Origin of the sequence: Crossiella sp. S99.2, from assembly GCF_023094165.1 — a bacterium.
Lineage (GTDB): Bacteria > Actinomycetota > Actinomycetes > Mycobacteriales > Pseudonocardiaceae > Crossiella.
In genome coordinates, this window is sequence record NZ_JALMDK010000006.1 from 632377 (window position 1) to 649269 (window position 16893).

The 16893-nt window shown below is 69.2% G+C and carries 17 protein-coding genes; 4 read left to right on the forward strand and 13 right to left on the reverse strand.

The features are described from left to right. Positions 1-10 precede the first annotated feature (10 nt). The 5 genes from MZC64_RS26085 to MZC64_RS26105 all read right to left on the reverse strand — a co-directional run bounded on the left by MZC64_RS26085 (position 11) and on the right by MZC64_RS26105 (position 5987). On the reverse strand, positions 11-2272 hold the full coding sequence (locus MZC64_RS26085) for an excinuclease ABC subunit UvrA (protein ID WP_247758994.1): 2262 nt from the start codon (positions 2270-2272) through the stop codon (positions 11-13). 85 nt (positions 2273-2357) lie between these two features. Next, positions 2358-2660, reverse strand: coding sequence for an antibiotic biosynthesis monooxygenase (locus tag MZC64_RS26090; protein ID WP_221489848.1), 303 nt, complete (start codon positions 2658-2660; stop codon positions 2358-2360). 76 nt (positions 2661-2736) lie between these two features. Next, on the reverse strand, positions 2737-4188 hold the full coding sequence (locus MZC64_RS26095; protein WP_247758993.1) for an NDP-hexose 2,3-dehydratase family protein: 1452 nt from the start codon (positions 4186-4188) through the stop codon (positions 2737-2739). Between the two features lie 255 nt (positions 4189-4443). Further along, positions 4444-5265, reverse strand: a complete 822-nt coding sequence (locus tag MZC64_RS26100) for an NAD(P)H-binding protein (protein WP_247758992.1) — start codon at positions 5263-5265, stop codon at positions 4444-4446. 71 nt (positions 5266-5336) lie between these two features. Next, entirely contained in the window at positions 5337-5987 is a 651-nt protein-coding gene (locus MZC64_RS26105; RefSeq protein ID WP_247758991.1) for an NAD(P)H-dependent oxidoreductase, read from the reverse strand. A gap of 184 nt (positions 5988-6171) precedes the next feature. On the opposite strand from MZC64_RS26105, the gene MZC64_RS26110 reads away from it, so the two are divergent. Beyond that, positions 6172-7134, forward strand: coding sequence for an NAD(P)-dependent oxidoreductase (locus MZC64_RS26110; protein ID WP_247758990.1), 963 nt, complete (start codon positions 6172-6174; stop codon positions 7132-7134). A 1-nt stretch (position 7135) separates the two neighbouring features. Beyond that, positions 7136-8254, forward strand: coding sequence for a DegT/DnrJ/EryC1/StrS aminotransferase family protein (locus MZC64_RS26115; RefSeq protein ID WP_247758989.1), 1119 nt, complete (start codon positions 7136-7138; stop codon positions 8252-8254). Positions 8255-8320: 66 nt separating this feature from the next. Here MZC64_RS26115 and MZC64_RS26120 read toward each other — a convergent pair whose 3' ends face one another. The 3 genes from MZC64_RS26120 to MZC64_RS26130 form a co-directional block, all read right to left on the reverse strand. Next, positions 8321-9463 (reverse strand): glycosyltransferase, encoded by a 1143-nt coding sequence (locus MZC64_RS26120; protein ID WP_247758988.1) that lies wholly within the window; start codon positions 9461-9463, stop codon positions 8321-8323. A 62-nt stretch (positions 9464-9525) separates the two neighbouring features. Continuing rightward, a complete protein-coding gene (locus MZC64_RS26125; RefSeq protein WP_247758987.1) occupies positions 9526-10329 on the reverse strand; it encodes an ABC transporter permease in 804 nt (267 codons plus the stop codon). Further along, entirely contained in the window at positions 10326-11336 is a 1011-nt protein-coding gene (locus MZC64_RS26130; RefSeq protein WP_247758986.1) for an ATP-binding cassette domain-containing protein, read from the reverse strand. The genes MZC64_RS26125 and MZC64_RS26130 overlap by 4 nt, the downstream gene beginning before the upstream one ends. A 303-nt stretch (positions 11337-11639) precedes the next feature. Here MZC64_RS26130 and MZC64_RS26135 point away from each other — a divergent pair, with 303 nt between their 5' ends. Then, positions 11640-12146 carry a hypothetical protein gene (locus tag MZC64_RS26135; RefSeq protein ID WP_247758985.1) on the forward strand — a complete coding sequence of 169 codons (507 nt, stop codon included), beginning with the start codon at positions 11640-11642 and terminating at the stop codon, positions 12144-12146. A gap of 207 nt (positions 12147-12353) precedes the next feature. Further along, positions 12354-12848: a hypothetical protein gene (locus MZC64_RS26140; RefSeq protein WP_247758984.1), complete on the forward strand. Its 495-nt coding sequence runs from the start codon at positions 12354-12356 to the stop codon at positions 12846-12848. 125 nt (positions 12849-12973) lie between these two features. Here the strand turns inward: MZC64_RS26140 and MZC64_RS26145 are convergent, their stop codons facing one another. From MZC64_RS26145 to MZC64_RS26165, 5 genes are all read right to left on the reverse strand, one after another. Beyond that, entirely contained in the window at positions 12974-13396 is a 423-nt protein-coding gene (locus MZC64_RS26145; protein ID WP_247758983.1) for a nuclear transport factor 2 family protein, read from the reverse strand. A gap of 55 nt (positions 13397-13451) precedes the next feature. After that, positions 13452-14216 carry an AfsR/SARP family transcriptional regulator gene (locus tag MZC64_RS26150; RefSeq protein WP_247758982.1) on the reverse strand — a complete coding sequence of 255 codons (765 nt, stop codon included), beginning with the start codon at positions 14214-14216 and terminating at the stop codon, positions 13452-13454. Positions 14217-14611: 395 nt separating this feature from the next. Continuing rightward, complete coding sequence (locus MZC64_RS26155) at positions 14612-15391, reverse strand: SDR family NAD(P)-dependent oxidoreductase (RefSeq protein ID WP_247758981.1); 780 nt, start codon at positions 15389-15391, stop codon at positions 14612-14614. Between the two features lie 20 nt (positions 15392-15411). Continuing rightward, positions 15412-16317, reverse strand: coding sequence for an MBL fold metallo-hydrolase (locus MZC64_RS26160; protein WP_247758980.1), 906 nt, complete (start codon positions 16315-16317; stop codon positions 15412-15414). Next, positions 16317-16784 (reverse strand): SRPBCC domain-containing protein, encoded by a 468-nt coding sequence (locus MZC64_RS26165; protein WP_247758979.1) that lies wholly within the window; start codon positions 16782-16784, stop codon positions 16317-16319. The genes MZC64_RS26160 and MZC64_RS26165 overlap by 1 nt, the downstream gene beginning before the upstream one ends. Positions 16785-16893 lie beyond the last annotated feature (109 nt).

Sequence of the window (16893 nt, forward strand, 5' to 3'; positions counted from 1 at the left end):
CCTGGCTCGATCAGTCCGCGAGATACCTGCGCAGGTGCTCGCCGGTGGCTGATCCGTTGGCGGACAACAACTCCCGTGGGGTGCCGGTGAACACCACCTGCCCGCCGTGCTTGCCGCCGCCCGGCCCGAGGTCGACCACCCAGTCGGCCTGGCGCACGATGTCCAGGTTGTGCTCGATCACGATCACCGTGTTGCCCCGGTCCACCAGCCGGTTCATCAGCGCCATGATGGTGTCCACATCGGACAGATGCAGGCCGGTGGTCGGCTCGTCCAGCACGTAGATGTTGCTGGTCCCGGCCAGCTGACCGGCCAGCTTCAACCGCTGCCGCTCACCACCGGAAAGCGTGCTCAGCGCCTGCCCGAGGCTGATGTACGCGAGTCCGACGTCGAGCAGCCCGGCCAACCTGCCCGCGATCTCCCGCTCGGTGAAGAACTGCACCGCGTCCTCGGCGGTCAGCTCCAGCACATCGGCGATGGACCTGCCGCGCAACCGGTGCGCCAGCACCTCCGGCTTGAACCGGCGGCCGTCGCAGGACTCGCAGTGCATCCGCACCGGGTCCATGTAGGCCAGTTCGGTGATCAGCTCGCCGCGGCCCTTGCACTCCTCGCAGGCCCCCGCCGAGTTGAAGCTGAACAGTCCGGCTGGCGCGCCGCTGGCCTTGGTGAACAGCTTGCGGATCGGGTCCATCACGTCCAGGTAGCTGGCCGGGGTGGACCGGGAGGAGGCGGTGATCGCGGACTGGTCGACGAAGATCGTGCCCGGATACGCCTGCACGAACGCCTCGGCGACCAGCGAGGACTTGCCCGCGCCCGCCACCCCGGTGACCGCGGTGAGCACCCCGGTGGGGAAGCTGACCGAGACGTCCCGCAGGTTGTGCAGCGAGACGTTGTCCACCGGCAGTTTCCCGGTGGGCGTGCGGAAGGTGTCCTTGATCGAACCGCCGCGGCGCAGCGCGGCGCCGGTGCGGGTGCCGGACTCGCGCAGCGCGTCGAAGGGACCGGCGAAGACGATCTCGCCGCCGTGCACGCCCGCGCCCGGCCCGACGTCCACGAGGTGGTCGGCGATCTCCATGACATCCGGGTCGTGCTCGACCACGACCACGGTGTTTCCCTTGTCCCGCAACGCGCGCAGCAGGTCGTTGAGCCTGCCCACATCCGCCGGGTGCAGGCCGGTGCTGGGCTCGTCGAAGATGAAGGTCATCCCGGTCAGGCTGCTGCTGAGGTGGCGCACCATCTTCAGCCGCTGCGCCTCGCCGCCGGAGAGCGAGGAGGTCGCCCGGTCCAGCGAGAGGTAGCCGAGGCCGATCGAGGCGATCCGCTCCAGCGAGGTGCGCACGCTGCGCGCGATCGGCGTGGCCACCGGGTCGTCGATGGCGCCGAGCACCTGGATCAGCTCGCTGACCTCCATCCGCGCGAGGTCCACGATGCTGCGGCCGTTGATGGTGGCGGCCAGCGCCTCCGGGTTCAGCCGGGCGCCCCCGCAGGCGGTGCACTCGCCGAGGTGGATGAACTGTTCCAGGGCGGCCCGCTTGCGCTCGCCGAGCGAGCTGAGGTCCCGGTTCAGGTTGGTCCGCACAAAGCGGTCCACCAGGCCCTCGTAGCTGAGCGAGCTGGAGCTGTTGGCGGTGCGCACGGTGACCTTGCCGCCGCTGCCGTGCAACAACATCTGCCATTCGGCCTCGGTGTAGTCGCTCAGCTTCTTCGCGGTGTCGAAGTGCCCGGAGTTGGCGTACTGCTGCCAGTCCAGGCTGCCCACCTTGTGATTGGGCAGCTGGATGGCGCCCTCGTCCAGGGACTTCGTCCGGTCCACCATGCGGTCCGCGTCGGCCTGCCGCTGCTGGCCGAGGCCCTCGCAGGCCGGGCACATGCCCTGCGGGGCGTTGAAGGAGAACAGGAACGGCGGGTGCGACGGCGTGGCGTGCCGGGAGAACAGCACCCGCAGGACCGAGTAGATGTCGGTCATGGTGCCCACGGTGGAGCGGGCGTTGCCGCCCACCGGCTTCTGGTCCACCACCACCGGCGTAGTCAGGTTCTCAATGGCCTCGACGTGCGGTCGCTGGTACTTCGGCAGCTGGTTGCGGATGAACCAGTTGAACGTGCCGTACAGCTGACGCCGGGCCTCCACCGCCAGGGTGTCGAACACGATCGAGGACTTCCCCGAACCGGAGACGCCGGTGAACACCGTGATCTTGTTCTTCGGAATGCGCAGCGAGACGTCCTTGAGGTTGTGCTCGCACGCGCCGACGATGCGGATGTCGTCATGATCGGTCACGCGCGCACGGTAGTGCCGTCGGCTCAAGCCGCACTTGAGCCGCCTGTGGGATAGCCGTGCGCCCGCGACCGCCGGTCCGACCGCCTCAGCCCTGGACGCGGTGGCGGTCCTGGTAGAGGTCGGAGGTGCTCACCGCGAGCTGGCGCAGCGCGCCCACGTGCGAGCCGAACTCCGGGTGCGAGACCGCCGCGCGCAAGGCTTTGGCGTCCTCCCAGAGCGCGATGTTGACGTACTGCTGCGGGTCCTCGGTGTGCCGGGACAGGGTGTAGCCCTTGATCCCCGGCTGGTCCGCCATGAACTTCGCGACCTGGGCGAAGGCGCGCTCGAACTCCTCCGGGTCGCCCTTGACCGTGAACCGGTTCACGAAGGTCACGCCACCGTTGCTCATGTCGATCTCCATGGGAGTGCGGATGGTGCCTGGCGAAGGAGAAGTCTGCGGTCGCGCCCTCGAACCCGGATCGAACTCAGCCGGACAGCCCGTGCAGGCAGGCGATCAGGCTGCGCGCCTGCATGTTGATGTAGTTGCTGTGCCGCAACAGGTCCACCAGCTGGGCCAGGGTCAGCCAGCGGTAGCCGGGGTGCTCGGGCTCGAAGTCCTCGGCCACCTCCACCACCAGGTACCGGTTGCGGGCGTGGAAGAACCGGCCGCCCTCCTCCGAGTGCACCGCGTCGAAGCGGATCTGCTGGTAGTCCGCGGCCAGCACGGTGTCCAGGAACGGCGGCCGGGCCTGCGGCGGCAGCGCGTCGTAGTTGGACACCGAGCACTGCACGGTCGGCGCCAGCTCGATCACGTCCACGTAGCCCGGCTCGGTCTTGGCCTGTGCCAGCAGGTGCAGCACCCCGTCGATCCGCTTGGCCAGGAAGGCCACCACGCCCTCGTCGCAGGGCTCGATCATGGGCTGGCTCCACGCCCGAACCTCACGGCCGGCCGCGGTGACGCTGACCCCGATCACGTTGAAGAACAGCCCGCTGTCGTGCCGGATCCGGCCGTCCTCCTGCCGCCAGTCGCTGACCTCGCGCAGCGGGATCAGCTCGACCTGGCAGAGCTGCTGACTGCGCACCTCGGTGATCCAGCTGAGCACCTCGGCCATGCTGTGCCGGGTGGCGGACTCCACCGAGTAGGAGCGGATGAGCGCCGCGGTGAACTCGGTGCGCACGTCCTCGAACAGCGGCAGCAGGTCGCGCCCGGCGAAAGGCATGCAGGACAACACGGTGCGCGCGTCCATGTTCACCAGGTCGTCCACCGCGAGCAGCTGGTGCAGCTGGCCGAGGGTGAGCCAGCAGAACCCTTCCAGCAGCTCCACCTCCTCGGTCACCTCCACCACCATGTTGCGGTTGCGCTTGCGGTGGAACCAGGAACCCTGCTCGGACTGCCGGACGTCGGCGAGCACCCGGTGCCCTTCGGTGTCCCGGAAGTACTCCAGGTAGGGCACGGCCGAGCCCTGGTGCACCCTGGTGTAGTTGCTGCGGGTGGCCTGCACGGTCGGCGAGAGCTGCAGGCCGTTGCAGTTGCCGGGCTCGATCTTGGCCTGCATCAGGCAGTGCAGCACGCCGGCGAAGCGGGTGACCAGGATGCCGAGGATGCCCACCTCGGGCTGGTTGATGATCGGCTGCTGCCACCAGGTCACCGGGCCGCCGGGCACCACGACGTCCAGGCCCTCGATGGAGAAGAACTTCCCGGAGTCGTGGCCGATGTTGCCGGTCTGCCCGTCGACCCGCCAGCCGCTCAGGCTCTGCAGTGGCACGGCGCGGACGTCCATGTGCGAGCGCCGCTTCTCATCGGCCATCCAGCGGTGGAAGTGCTCCAGTTCGGCGATGCGGCCGGAACGGGCCAGCACGGACCGCGCGATCAGCTCGGCGGGCTCATCGGTCAGTGCGGTCCCGATCGGTAGGGCGGTCCGGGAGTAAGTGGTCAAAGCGGCCTCCAGATGGCTCTGGTCGCAGGGAAAGACACGCAGCCCGCAAGCCACATCGTGTTGCGCGGCTCATATGTTCAATTCCCGGACTCAACACCGCCTGTATTCGCACTCGAATCCCGCACGTCAAACGTATGACAAAAAATTGCCGTAGAAATGCCCGTCAAATCGATGCCGTGCCCTGGCAATGAAAAAGAGCCCCGGCGCCCGGTGGCGGTCAGCCATCGGGACACCGGGGCCCTGGCCCCGCCGCGCTCAGCCGCCGAAGGCCGCCGCGTTCTCCCGCACCCACTGGGCGAAGGTCCGCCCCGGCTGGCCGGTGACCTGCTCGACCGTGGGCTGCACGGTGGCGCCCAGCTCCGGCGGGTTCTGCCGCATACCCAGGAAGAACCCGATGTCCTCGGCGGAGTAGCCCTGCGCGCGCCACTGCTCGATGACCTCGGCCTCGGTCAGGTCGACGTAGCCGATCTCCCGGCCGAGCACCTCGGCGATGATCCGCACCTTCTCCGGCGGGGTGAGCGCCGCCGGGCCGGTCAGCCAGTACTCCTTGCCGGTGTGGCCGTCGCTGGTCAGCACGGCCGCGGCCACCGAGGCGATGTCCGCGTCGTGCACCACGGCGCTCTTGACACCGGAGAAGCCCTCGCGGACGAGGCCGTCCTTGCTGATCGACTCGGCCCATTCCAGGGTGTTGGACATGAACTCCACCGGCCCCAGGTAGGTGTGGTCCAGGTCGGCCGCCGCGACCGCCGCGTCCAGCGCGCTGGGCTCCACATCGCCCCGGAGCACGGTCACCTTGCGCACGCCGGCCTGCTTGACCAGCGCCATGATCTCCTCGCCGTTGAACAGCGGCACGTAGTTGTCGCCGAAGCTGATCAGGTGCGCGGCGGTGACGCCGGTGAACACCCCGGCCAGGCTGTCGGTGTTGTCCAGGTTGCCTGCCACCACCTCGACACCCGCAGGCAGATTCGCCTTCGCCGGATTGCGGGTGAGCGCGCGAACCTGGTGTCCAGCCGCCAGCAACTCCTCGACAAGCGGACGACCGACGTTGCCGGTGGCGCCGGACACGAAAATGGTCATGGATTACCCTTCTCCAGTTATTTGGAAACCATGGGAAACAACGGAAAATCCGGACCCGGAATGGCGTCCGGTCAGGCCTGCACCAGGCTCTCGGCGACCCGCTGGGCGCGCTCGGCCACCGCGGCCTCGGCCGACCGCAGCGAGGCGAAGCCCTTGGCCTGCTCGGCCGGGTCCTTCGCGGTGAAGGCGGCCAGCGTGTGCTCGACGGTGATCAGCTCCAGCTCATAGCCCAGCACCTTGCCCAGCACGGTGCGCAGGTACGGCGCGCAGTGGTCCATGTCGGCATCCGGCGAGCCCTCCCCGTAGCCGCCGCCGTAGGCCAGCAGCACGGTGGCCGGGCGACCGCCGAGCGGCTGGTGGCTCGGGTCGAAGGGCAGCGTGCGACCCAGCACCAGCGACTGGTCCAGCCACGCCTTCAGCGTGGACGGGATGGTCCAGTTGTACATCGGCGCGCTGATCAGCACCGCGTCCGCGGCCAGCAGCTCGGCCACCAGCTCCTCGTGCAGCGCGGCCGCGGCCTGCTGGCGCTCGGTCTGCGGCGGCGACATCAGGGTGAGCACCGCGTCGTGGTCGGGGTGCGGCACCGGATCGGCGGCGAGATCCCGGTAGGTCACCGTGCCCTCCGGGTGCTCCTTCTCCCACACCGCACGGAATTCCGCGGCCAGCTTGCGCGAGACCGAATGCACGGAGCTGGACGAGTCGATATGCAGCAGCTTGGCCACTGGGCACCTCTCAGGTACGGGCGGGCACGCACCGGACGGGCGCGCTCCTGGCCGTGCGACCTTCTCCGGTTCCGCTCGAACCACGTCGGAGCCCGGCTTGGCGTCGGGCGGGACTTGAGTCAGCCGTGACCGCCCCCGTCCACGATGCGGCCGAAGTGCCCATTCGCAGCGGAGGAAGGACGCCATGTCCGCTAACGGCAGCGCGGTGGTCCTGGGCGGTACGGGATTCGCCGGACGGCACGTGTGCGCGGAGTTGCGCCGCCGAGGCTTCGACGTCGTCGTCGTGGCCCGGAAACCGCCCGATTACGAGCCACCAGGCCGATTTCTGGCCCTCGACCTCGGCCAGTCGCCGGCCGAGGAGCTGGCGCGGGAACTGGAGGTGATCGGTCCGAGGGTGATCGTCAACGCGGCGGGCAGCAGCTGGGGCCGCACCGAGGAGCAGATGTGGGCGGCGGTGGCGCCGCCGACCTTCCGGTTGCTGGACGCGCTGGCGCTGCTGGCCGAGCGGCCCCGGCTGGTGCAACTCGGTTCGGTGCTGGAGTACGGCCAGGTGCAAGCGGGCACCACGGTCGGCGCGGGCACCGTTGCCCGGCCGACCGGCGCCTACGGCATGGCCAAACTGGCCACCACCCAGGCGGTGCTGAGCCAGACCCGCACCGGCCGGCTGGCCGGCATGGTGCTGCGCATCGCCAACCTGGCCGGCCCCGGCAGCCCGGAGGTCAGCCTGCTCGGCCGGGTGGCCCGCCTGCTGCTGGGCGCACAGGGCCAGCGGGCGGTGATCGAGCTGGATCCGTTGCTGGCGCACCGGGATTACGTGGACGTGCGCGATGTCGCCGACGCGGTCGCCGCCGCGGCGCTGTCCCCGGTGTCCGGCCGGCTGGTGGACATCGGGCGCGGCCAGAGCTTCCCGGTGCGCACCCTGGTGGAAATGTTGATCACCTGTAGCGGGCTGCCCGCGGTGATCGTGGAGCGGCCGGGATCGGCGATCCGGCACTCCACCGAGGAATGGTCCCAGGTGGACATCGAACCGGCCGAGCGGTTGCTCGGCTGGCGGCCGCACCGCTCGCTGACCGAGGCGGTGGAGGCGTTCTGGCACGAGTTCGTCCAGCGACAGGGCAAGACAAACGCGAAATGGAGTGCGGTCTGACATGACTACCTACGTGTGGGACTACCTGCCCGAATACGAGGCCGAGCGGGCGGACCTGCTCGACGCGGTGGAAACGGTGTTCCGCTCCGGCAAGCTGGTCCTCGGGCCCAGCGTCAGTGGCTTCGAGCAGGAATTCGCCGCCTATCACGGCCGGTCCCTCTGCACCGGGGTGGACAACGGCACCAACGCGGTCAAGCTCGGCCTGGAAGCGCTCGGCGTCGGCGCGGGCGATGAGGTGATCACCGTGTCCAACACCGCCGCGCCGACCGTGGTGGCCATCGTCGGGACCGGGGCCACCCCGGTGTTCGTGGACATCCGCGAGCAGGACTACCTGATGGACACCGACCAGGTGGCCGCGGCGATCACCCCGCGCACCAAGGCTTTGCTGCCGGTGCACCTGTACGGCCAGTGCGTGGACATGGCGCCGCTGCGGGAACTCGCGGCCAAGCACGGCCTGGCCATCCTGGAGGACTGCGCGCAGGCACACGGCGCCAGCCACCACGGCGAGCTGGCCGGCACGATGGGCGATGCGGCCGCGTTCTCCTTCTACCCCACCAAGGTGCTCGGCGCCTACGGCGACGGCGGCGCGGTGCTCACCGCGGATCGCGCCATCGACGAGCGGATGCGGCGGCTGCGCTACTACGGCATGGAGAAGACCTACTACGTGGTGCAGACGCCGGCGCACAACGCCAGGCTGGACGAGATCCAGGCGGAGATCCTGCGCCGCAAGCTGGGCAGGCTGGACGAGTACATCGCGGGCAGGCGCGCGGTGGCCCGGCGGTACGAGGAGGGCCTTGGCGAGCTGGCCGAGCGCGGTCTGGTGCTACCTGGCACGAATCCGGGCAACGAGCACGTCTACTACGTCTACGTGGTCCGGCACCCGGAGCGGGACCGGATCATCGAGGCGCTCAAGCAGTACGACATCTCGTTGAACATCAGCTACCCGTGGCCGGTGCACACCATGTCCGGCTTCGCACACCTGGGCTACGCCAAGGGTTCGCTGCCGGTGACCGAGCGGCTGGCCGAGCAGATCTTCTCGCTGCCGATGTACCCGGCGCTGCCGGAGGACCTGCAGGACAAGGTGATCTCGGCGGTGCGTGAGGTGCTGCTCGCGCTGTGAACGCGCCCAGCGGAAAGGGCCGCCCGGTCGCCGGGTGGCCCTTTCCGTTGTGGGGAGCGGGTTTTCTCAGACGAGCTGCTCGATCTCCTTGACGATCTCGGCCGACGGGGTCAGCCCGGCGATCTCCCGGGAGATCTCCTGCGCGCTGGCCCGGTAACCGGAGTCGCCCAGGATCTTGGTGATGGCCCCGGCCACCTCGGCCACCGGCGGGTTGTTGCCGTCCAGGGTGATCGCGGCGCCGCGTTCGTCGACCCGGCGCACCGACACCGCCGAGGTGGGGATCTCCGGCAGCACCACCTGCGGCACCCCGGCGTTGAGCAGGGTCATCACGGTGACCCCGCCGCCGTGGTGCACCACCAGGTCCGCGGTCGGCGCGACCACGTCCAGCGGCACCCAGCCCGCCTTGATGTCCGGGAACTCCGCGCGCAGCTGCTGGGCCACCGGCTCGGTGGTCGCGATGACCACCTCGACCGAACCGTCGCTGAGCGCGGGGTTGGCCAGCAGCGGACGGAAGAAGTCCGCGCCCAGCGCGGGCACGAACTTGCTGCGCGAACCAGAGGTGATCACCACCCGCGGCTTGTCCCCCTTGGCGCACATCCACCGCTCCAGCCCGACCTGCTGGTTGCCCGGCGTCCAGCGCATCAGCCGCGCGGGCACCGCGTCGTCCGGGCGCAGGCTGGGCGGGGTGATGTCCACGAACAGCTCGGCCTCCGGCAGCGCGGACAGGCTCAGCGCGGACAGCTCCGGCGCCAGCTCGTCGGTGGCGCCCTGCCAGTCGGCCTCGGCCCGGTCGTAGAGGGCGTAGGTGTGGCTCACCAGCGGCAGGCCGAGCTGGTGCGCCACCAGCTGGGCGTGGTGGTTGTACTCGCCGCCGATGATGACATCCGGCTTCCAGGTCTTGGCCAGGGCCAGGGTTTCCTGGTGGGCCGCCGCGGAAAGCCTGCCGAAGCCGCGGCCGATGAAGTCCAGCTGGGCGGTGAAGTCCTCCGGGATGGGCAGCGGATCGCCCGCCCGGTCCTTGAGCATCGCGTCCGCGATGCCCACCGGGGTCACCGCGTAGGCGGGCAGGCCGACGTGGGCGATGAGGTCGCGGTTCTCCTCGGGGCAGGCGACGATCACTTCGTGCCCCGCGGTGCGGGCCGTCCACGCCAGCGGGATGCCGGCGTGGACGGGAGCCGAGCCGCCCCCGGTGATGAACAGGAATCGCACAGTTTCTCCTTGTGCATCAGGGACCGGGAGCCACGGCCGCACCGCGCCCAGCGGTCCACCAGCTACTTGCTGACGGCCTTCGTGTACCGGCGGATGGCCAGCGGGACGAAGATCGCCAGAATCAGCGCCACCCAGAGCAGGGAGGCGGCGATCGGGTACTGCAGCGGCAGCACTTCGGGCGCCACCCGGCCGGGCGGGATGTTGCCGAAGAGCTGCCGACATGCCTCGACCACGGCCGAGACCGGGTTCCAGTCCGCGACCACCCGCAGTGCGGGCGGCAGGACCTCGCTGGGCACGAAGGAGTTGGAGATGAAGGTCAGCGGCAGCAGCACCATCAGCATGATGTTGCCCAGCACCTCGGGCGATTTGATGGTCAGGCCGATCGCCGCGGTGATCCAGGACGCCGCGTAGGCGAACAGGAACAGCAGCAGGTAGCCCAGCACCGCGTCCAGGAAGGAACCGCGGATCCGCCAGCCCATCAGCAGGCCGGTGATGGACATCAGGATCATCACGATCACGTTGTTGATCGCGTCGCCGTTGGTCCGGCCGACCAGCACCGCCGCCTGCGAGATGGGCAGCGAGCGGAACCGGTCCACCAGGCCCTGTTTCATGTCGTAGGCGATGCCGGCCCCGGTGTTGGAGGCGGTCATCAACATGGTCTGGGCCAGGATGCCGACGATCATGAACTCCCGGTAGTTCGCCCCCTTCATGTCGATCGCGCTGCCGAAGACGAACCCGAACAGCAGGGCGAAGGCGATCGGCGCCGCACTGGAGAACACCACGATGTCCGGGTTGCGCAGGCTCTTGAGGAAGCTGCGCTTGCTCAGCGTGAGGCCATCGCTGATCGCGCTGGTGACCACGTTCACTGGACCTGCTCCTTCACCTTGCCGCCGACCTCGTCGCCAGTGCTGGACTTGCCGGACTCGTACTCCTCGGTCCCGCTCTCCCCGGTCAGGGCGAGGAACGCCTCGTCCAGGGTGGGCCTGCGCACGTTCGCGCCGACCAGGGCCACGTGCGCGTTGTCCAGCAACCGGATGCTGGCGATCAGCGCCTCCGAGCCGCTGCTCACCGGCACGATCACGTGGCTGGCCTGCTCGTCCACGGTGATCTCGCCCTGGGCCAGGCCCGCCAGCGCCTGCCGCGCGGCGGGCAGGTCGGCCGCGCTGGCCACGGCCAGTTCCAGCCGCTCGCCGCCGACCTTGGCCTTGAGCGCGGCCGGCGTGCCCTGCTCGATCACCTTTCCGTGGTGCACCAAGGTGATCAGGTCGGCCAGCTGGTCGGCCTCCTCCAGGTACTGGGTGGTCAGCAACAACGTGGTGCCCTCCCGGACCAGCTCGGCGATCACCTCCCAGAGCGCCATCCGGTTCTGCACGTCCAGACCGGTGGTCGGCTCGTCCAGGAACAGCACCTCGGGCTTGGCCACCACCGCGCAGGCCAGGTCGACCCGGCGGCGCATCCCGCCGGAGTAGCCCTTGACCTGCCGGTCGGCCGCCTTGCTCAGGTTGAACCGCTCCACCAGCTCGTCGGCCCGCCGCCTGGCCGCCGGACCACCGAGGTGGTACAGGCGGCCGATCATCTGGAGGTTCTCCCTGGCGGTGAGGTCCTCGTCCACCGCGGCGTACTGGCCGGACAACCCGATCCGGCGGCGCACCTTGACCGCGTCGGCCACCACGTCCAGCCCGGCCACCGTGGCCCGGCCGGAGTCGGGACGGAGCAGGGTGGACAACACCCGCACCATCGTGGTCTTGCCGGAACCGTTGGGCCCCAGCAAACCCATCACCGTGCCTTCCTGGACGGCCAGGTCGATCCCGTCCAGTGCGACGGTCGAGCCGAAGCGCCTTCTCAAGCCCTCGGCGACGATCGCGTCCGTCATCACTCCTCCATCACCTTGCGAAACGTGTGATCGCGTAGGCAGACCACCGGTCGGTGGTTCGTGCTGTCACGGCTGGGCTCGTCGTCGAGGCGAGCCCAGTGTCGGTCCACTCGCTGGACCTCCGGTCGAATGCAGCCGGATCCCTTGCGGTCAAGGGGGAATCCAGTCCTCCCATAGCGCGCGTCGCCAGCGTGGCAGCACCGCACCCGGGAGCCGTTGGCACAGGTACGGACCGTCGCGCTGCCGGGTGCTGGTCACTTGTCTTGTTGGACAGGCCCGGAACGGGCCGGAAATGGATGACGGATGTTCAGACGGACACTGCGCACGATGGCCGCGGCAACGGCCATCGTCGCCTCCGCGATGCTTGTCCCCGCAACGGTTTCCGCCGCAGCCGAGGACAACGCGCCCGGCTCGGCCCGGGACGTGATCGGACCGCCGATCGGCGTGTGGGACGGCAAGATCAGCTTCCCGGATGGTGCGGTCGATATCAAACTCTCCTTCCGTCTCAACGGAACCCTGTGCTTAATCGCGCCGCCGCCCGACCCGGGCGGTGGCATCGAGGGTGCGGGCCGCTGGCGGCTGACCGACCCGAACTCCTTCAACTTCAACGGCAAGGAGCGCTACTTCGACGGCTCGGGCGCGACCACCGGCTCGCTGACCTTCGACATGAACGCCGACTACCAGGGGCTGACCGGCTTCGTCGCCGGCGGCACGGCGACGCTGTTCGACGCGCAGGGCAACAACCTGGGCACCATCCCCACCACGTCCCGCTTCAAGCGGATTTCGCTGGTTCCGGTGAACTGCTCGTAGCCCCGCACCCCGGCCGCGGCCTGAGTTCTCAGGCCGCGGCCGGCTCGCGGTCAAGGGCGAATCCAGCCCTCCCCTAGCCCGCGCCGACACCGTGGCAGCACCGCATCCGGGGGGACGGTGGCACAGGCACGGGCCGGGTCGCTGACAGGTGCCGGTTGCTTGTCCCACCGAACAGGCCCGCCCAGGGCCGGAAAAGGATGACGGACGATGAGAAAGACGCTGCGCACGATCGCCACCGCGGTGGCGGTCGCCGCCACCATGCTTGTTCCCGCAACGGTTTCCGCCGCAGCGCAGGGCAACGCGCCCGGCTCGGCGCGGAACGTGATCGGGCCGCCGGTCGGCGTGTGGACCGGCAAGATCACCTTTCCCTCGATGCAGGTCGATGCCAAACTCTCCTTCCACCTCAACGGCACGCTGTGCTACCTCACCAAGCCGGAAGACGGGGTGGAGGGCAAGGGCCGCTGGCGGCTCACCGGACTGACTTCCTTTGACCTCAACGGGATCGAGCGATTCTTCGACAGCAGCGGGGCCACCACCGGTTCGCTGACCTTCGCCATGGCCGCCAACTACCAGGGCCTGACCGGCTTCGCCGCCAACGGCAGCGCGACGTTCTACGACGCGAAGGGCAACAAGCAGGACACCGTCCCCATCTCCGCCCACCTCAACCGCCAGTCGGTGATCCCGGCCCCCTGCCCGTCCTGAGCAAGCCACCGTGTTGGCCGTTGTCGTACGGTGTGTTGGCCGTTCTGGACGGTGTGTTGGCCGAACCGGCGTACCAGTTCGGCCAACACCATGTACGACAACGGCCAACACACCGTGGCTCGGAATCAGGCCGCGGCCGGCCGGTCGCGCACGAGGGTCCGCGAGCGCACCAGCAACCTCCCGTCCCTGCGCACCAGTTCGTCGGTGACCGCGAAGGTCGACTCGAAGCGCACCTTGCCCTCCTTGTCCGTCAGGGTGACCAGTGAGCAGTAGCCGACGGTGAGATCCCCGTCGGCGTCCTGCTCGATCTCGTAGTGGTCGTTCCAGTGCCGGGGCACGTTCTCCCGGTACCGCGGCAGCGCCGCCTCGGCGAAGGCCCGCATCTCCGCCCTGCCCTCGAGCTTCTTGCCGTGGTGGACGTGGTGGGTCACCCCGTCCTCGGTGAAGGTGCCCAGATAGCCGTCCAGGTCCAGCCGGTCCAGCAGGGCCATCTGCCGGGCGTAGAACCTCAGCACCTCGACGTAGCGTTCGGCGTCTACCTCCGCCATGCCCCGTTCCTTTCCCTGTTGGTCAACGCTGTGGTGGTCAGCACCGTCCTGGCGCCTAACCGAGTCCGACCCGGCGGGCGGCAGCCACCGGCTCGGGCTGGTCGAGATCCAGTTCGGAGCGCAGCACGGCCTGCTGGAGGTTGCGCAGCCGCACCGAGGGCTCGACCCCCAGCTCCTTGTTCAGCGTGTTGCGCAGGGTCTTGAACGCCTGCAGGGCCTGCCACTGCCGACCCGACCGGTACAGCGAGACCATGTAGTGCGCGCAGAGGTTCTCGTGCATGGGATGCCGGGCGGTCAGCACAGTCAGCTCGCTGAGCACCGCCTGGTGCCTGCCGAGTCCGATGTCCGCCCCGATCCGCGCCTCCAGCGCGTTGAGCCTGCTCTCCTCCAGCCGGGCCACCTCGATGCTCAGCGGCATCCCGATCCGGACGTCGACCAGGGCCTGCCCGTGCCACTTGGCCAGTGCCATGCCGAGAAAACGGGACGCCGCCTCGAAGTCCCGTTCCTCCACCGCCCGGTTGCCCACCTGGATGAGGGCCTCGTACGCGCGGACGTCGACGTCGTCCGGGTCGATGTTGAGCACGTAGCCGTCGAAGCGGGTGAGCAGCACGTCCTTGGCGGTGCCGCTGGCCTCCGGCGGCATCGCGGACTCGATCAGCCTGCGCAGCTGCAGGATGTAGGTCTGAAGTGTGGTCCGGACGCTGAGCGGGGGGCGATCACCCCAGAGCTCCTCGATCAGCGTCGGGACCGAAACGATCTTCCCCGCGTGCAGCGCGAGCAGCACCAGGACCTGTCGTGGCTTGGCGGCGGTGGGTGCCACCGACCGCCCATTCAATGTTGCCTCTAACTCTCCTAGAAGACGTACCTGCATTACAAAAGCCCCCAGAGATACGGATTCAGCTGATGAGGTTGCTTACCCCAGGAATCCACGATGCTACGTCGTTGTAGGCGGGATCTGCCGCTGTATTCAGCGACCAGTTAACCATGCCTTGCCCCCAGACCGCCCAGTACACGGCCTGCCGATCAGCCTAGAGGGTGATCGCGAGATGGTCGAGCAGCCCACTCGAACCTGACTCAAATCCCCAGCGCGGAATTTTCCGTGCAAACGTGTCTTGACAAGGTGATCGATTTTCTGATACCCGCCACAAGTACACTATCTCATTTTTATAACGCAGGTGGTAAAGCAGGCAACCGTCAATAGGGAATTTTCGTGCGTTAGTAGTTCCCTAATCCGCCGCACACGTTGAGCGCCTGGGCGGTGATCGCGGCGGCCGCGTCCGTGGTCAGGTAGCCGACCAGGCCCGCGACCTCCTCCGGGGTGGAGTAGCGGCCGAGCGGGATCTTGGCGTTGAACTTGGCCAGCACCTCCTCCTCGGTGGTGCCCCAGTACTGGGCGAAGCCCTGCCGGACCCGGACCGCCATCGGGGTCTCCACATAGCCGGGGCACACCGCGTTGACGGTGATCCCGGACTTGGCCAGCTCGAAGCCGACCGACTTGGTGAACCCGATGACCGCGTGCTTGGAGGCGGTGTAGGGCGCGGCCAGCATCACGCCCTGCTTGCCCGCGGTGGAGGCGATGTTGACGATCCGGCCCCAGCCGGACTTGGCCATGCCGCCGGCGTTGAGCACCTCCCTGGTCAGCCGGAACACACTGTTCACATTGGTGTTGAACACGTCATGCCAGATCGCCTCGTCCATGGTGGCGATCTCGCCGCCGCCACCGCGGCCGGCGTTGTTGACCAGGATGTCGATCCGGCCGAACCGGGCCACCGCGGCGGCCACCGCGGCCTGGATGTCCTCGGGCGAGGTGACATCACAGGAGGTGCCTTCCGCGGTGCCACCTTGGTCCCGCAGCTCCTTCATCACGGTGGCCACCCGCTCGGCATCGCGCGCACAGCCGAAGACGGCGATGCCCTGCGCGATGAGGTTCTTCGCCACGGCCAGGCCGATCCCGCTGCTGACACCGGTGACGAAGGCGATCTTCTGGTTGCTCATGTCGTTGTCCTCCAAGGGATTCAGGCGGCGCAGTGCGGCAGGCCGCCGTGGAACTCGGCCATCTCCCGGAACGAGGCGCCCACGTCCAGCCGTGCGCCCGGCGCGAGGCCGTCCAGCTCGGCGTAGGCGCGGTGCAGGTTGCCCACCAGGCGCTCCGGGTCGACCAGCGCGGCGAACGGGCCGAGGTCGGCGGCCCTGGCCACCTCCAGCGCGGACTGCCCGGTGCGCAGCCCGTCCTGGGCCAGTTCACGCACCCAGCGCAGGTACGCCTCGGTGGCGTCCAGGACCTCGGGTCCGGCCACCGGGCCGTGCCCGGAGACGACCACCGCCGGGTCCAGCGCGCGCATCCGGTCCAGCGCGCGCAGCGAGCCCTCGATCGAGCCCATCAGCACGTACGGGGTCACCCCCGACCACACCACGTCGCCGGCGAAGAGCACCCGGCGCTGCGGCACCCAGGCGATCACGTCGCCGGCGGTGTGCGCGGGGCCGACCAGCTCCAGCTCCACGGTCAGCTCGCCCACGTGCAGCCGCAATCGGTCCTGGAAGGTCACATCGGGCAGGGTCAGCTCCAGCTCACCCCACTCCACCCCCGGCCACAGCCCGCACAGCGCCAGCCCGGCCTCCGCGCTGTCCGCGCGGGTCTGCTCGTGCGCGATCACCGTGGCCTTCGGGGTGAACTCGGTGTTGCCGAAGACGTGGTCGCCGTGGAAGTGCGTGTTGACCAGCAGGTCCGGCCCGCCCGGCACGATCAGTTCGGTCTGCGCGCGCAGGCGCCGGGCCCTGGCCTGGGTGGCCGCGGTGTCGATGAGCACCGCGTGGCCTTTGGAGGCGATCAGCCCGGCGTTGTTGAGGCACCAGCCGCCGGGCAGCTGCTCGTAGGCGTGCACACCGTCGGCGATCTGCCGCAGCATCGGCTGGGTGGACATCAGACCACCTCGGCGAAGCGCTGCAGGGTCTCGCCGGGGCTGGGGCCGTCCAGGGCCTGGAAGATCCGCTCGGCGTCCGGGCCGTGCTTGTCCAGCCGGACGTGCGCCAGCTCCACCCTGGTCTGGCCGGGTCCGGCCGGGGTGAAGCTCACCTCGATCTCGCTGGCCCGCTCGTCGTCCGGGATGGACTGCCAGCGGCCGTCCACCCGCCAGGTCATCCGCAGCCCGTGCGGCGGGTTCCACTCCAGCACCACGCCCCAGGCGATCTGATTGCCCTCGGCGTCCCACTCGTAGTACCGGCCGCCGACGCCCGGCTCGATGGCCAGACCGATCCTGGGCGTGCGCAGCAGCACATGCGAGGGCGGCCACCAGTCGGCTGGCCGCTGGGTGAACGCCTCGAAGCATTGCAGCGGGCTGGCCCGCACCACGACTGACTTGCGCACGTCCGGGATGACGCGTTGGGGCATGGGTCCTCCGACCACGAGTTGCTCGGCACTGGCCGGGTCAGGCTCGCCGGGGCGGCTCGATCTCCTTTTGAACGGGCCTGGACCGTGAGTCGAGAGACCGCCCGCACGC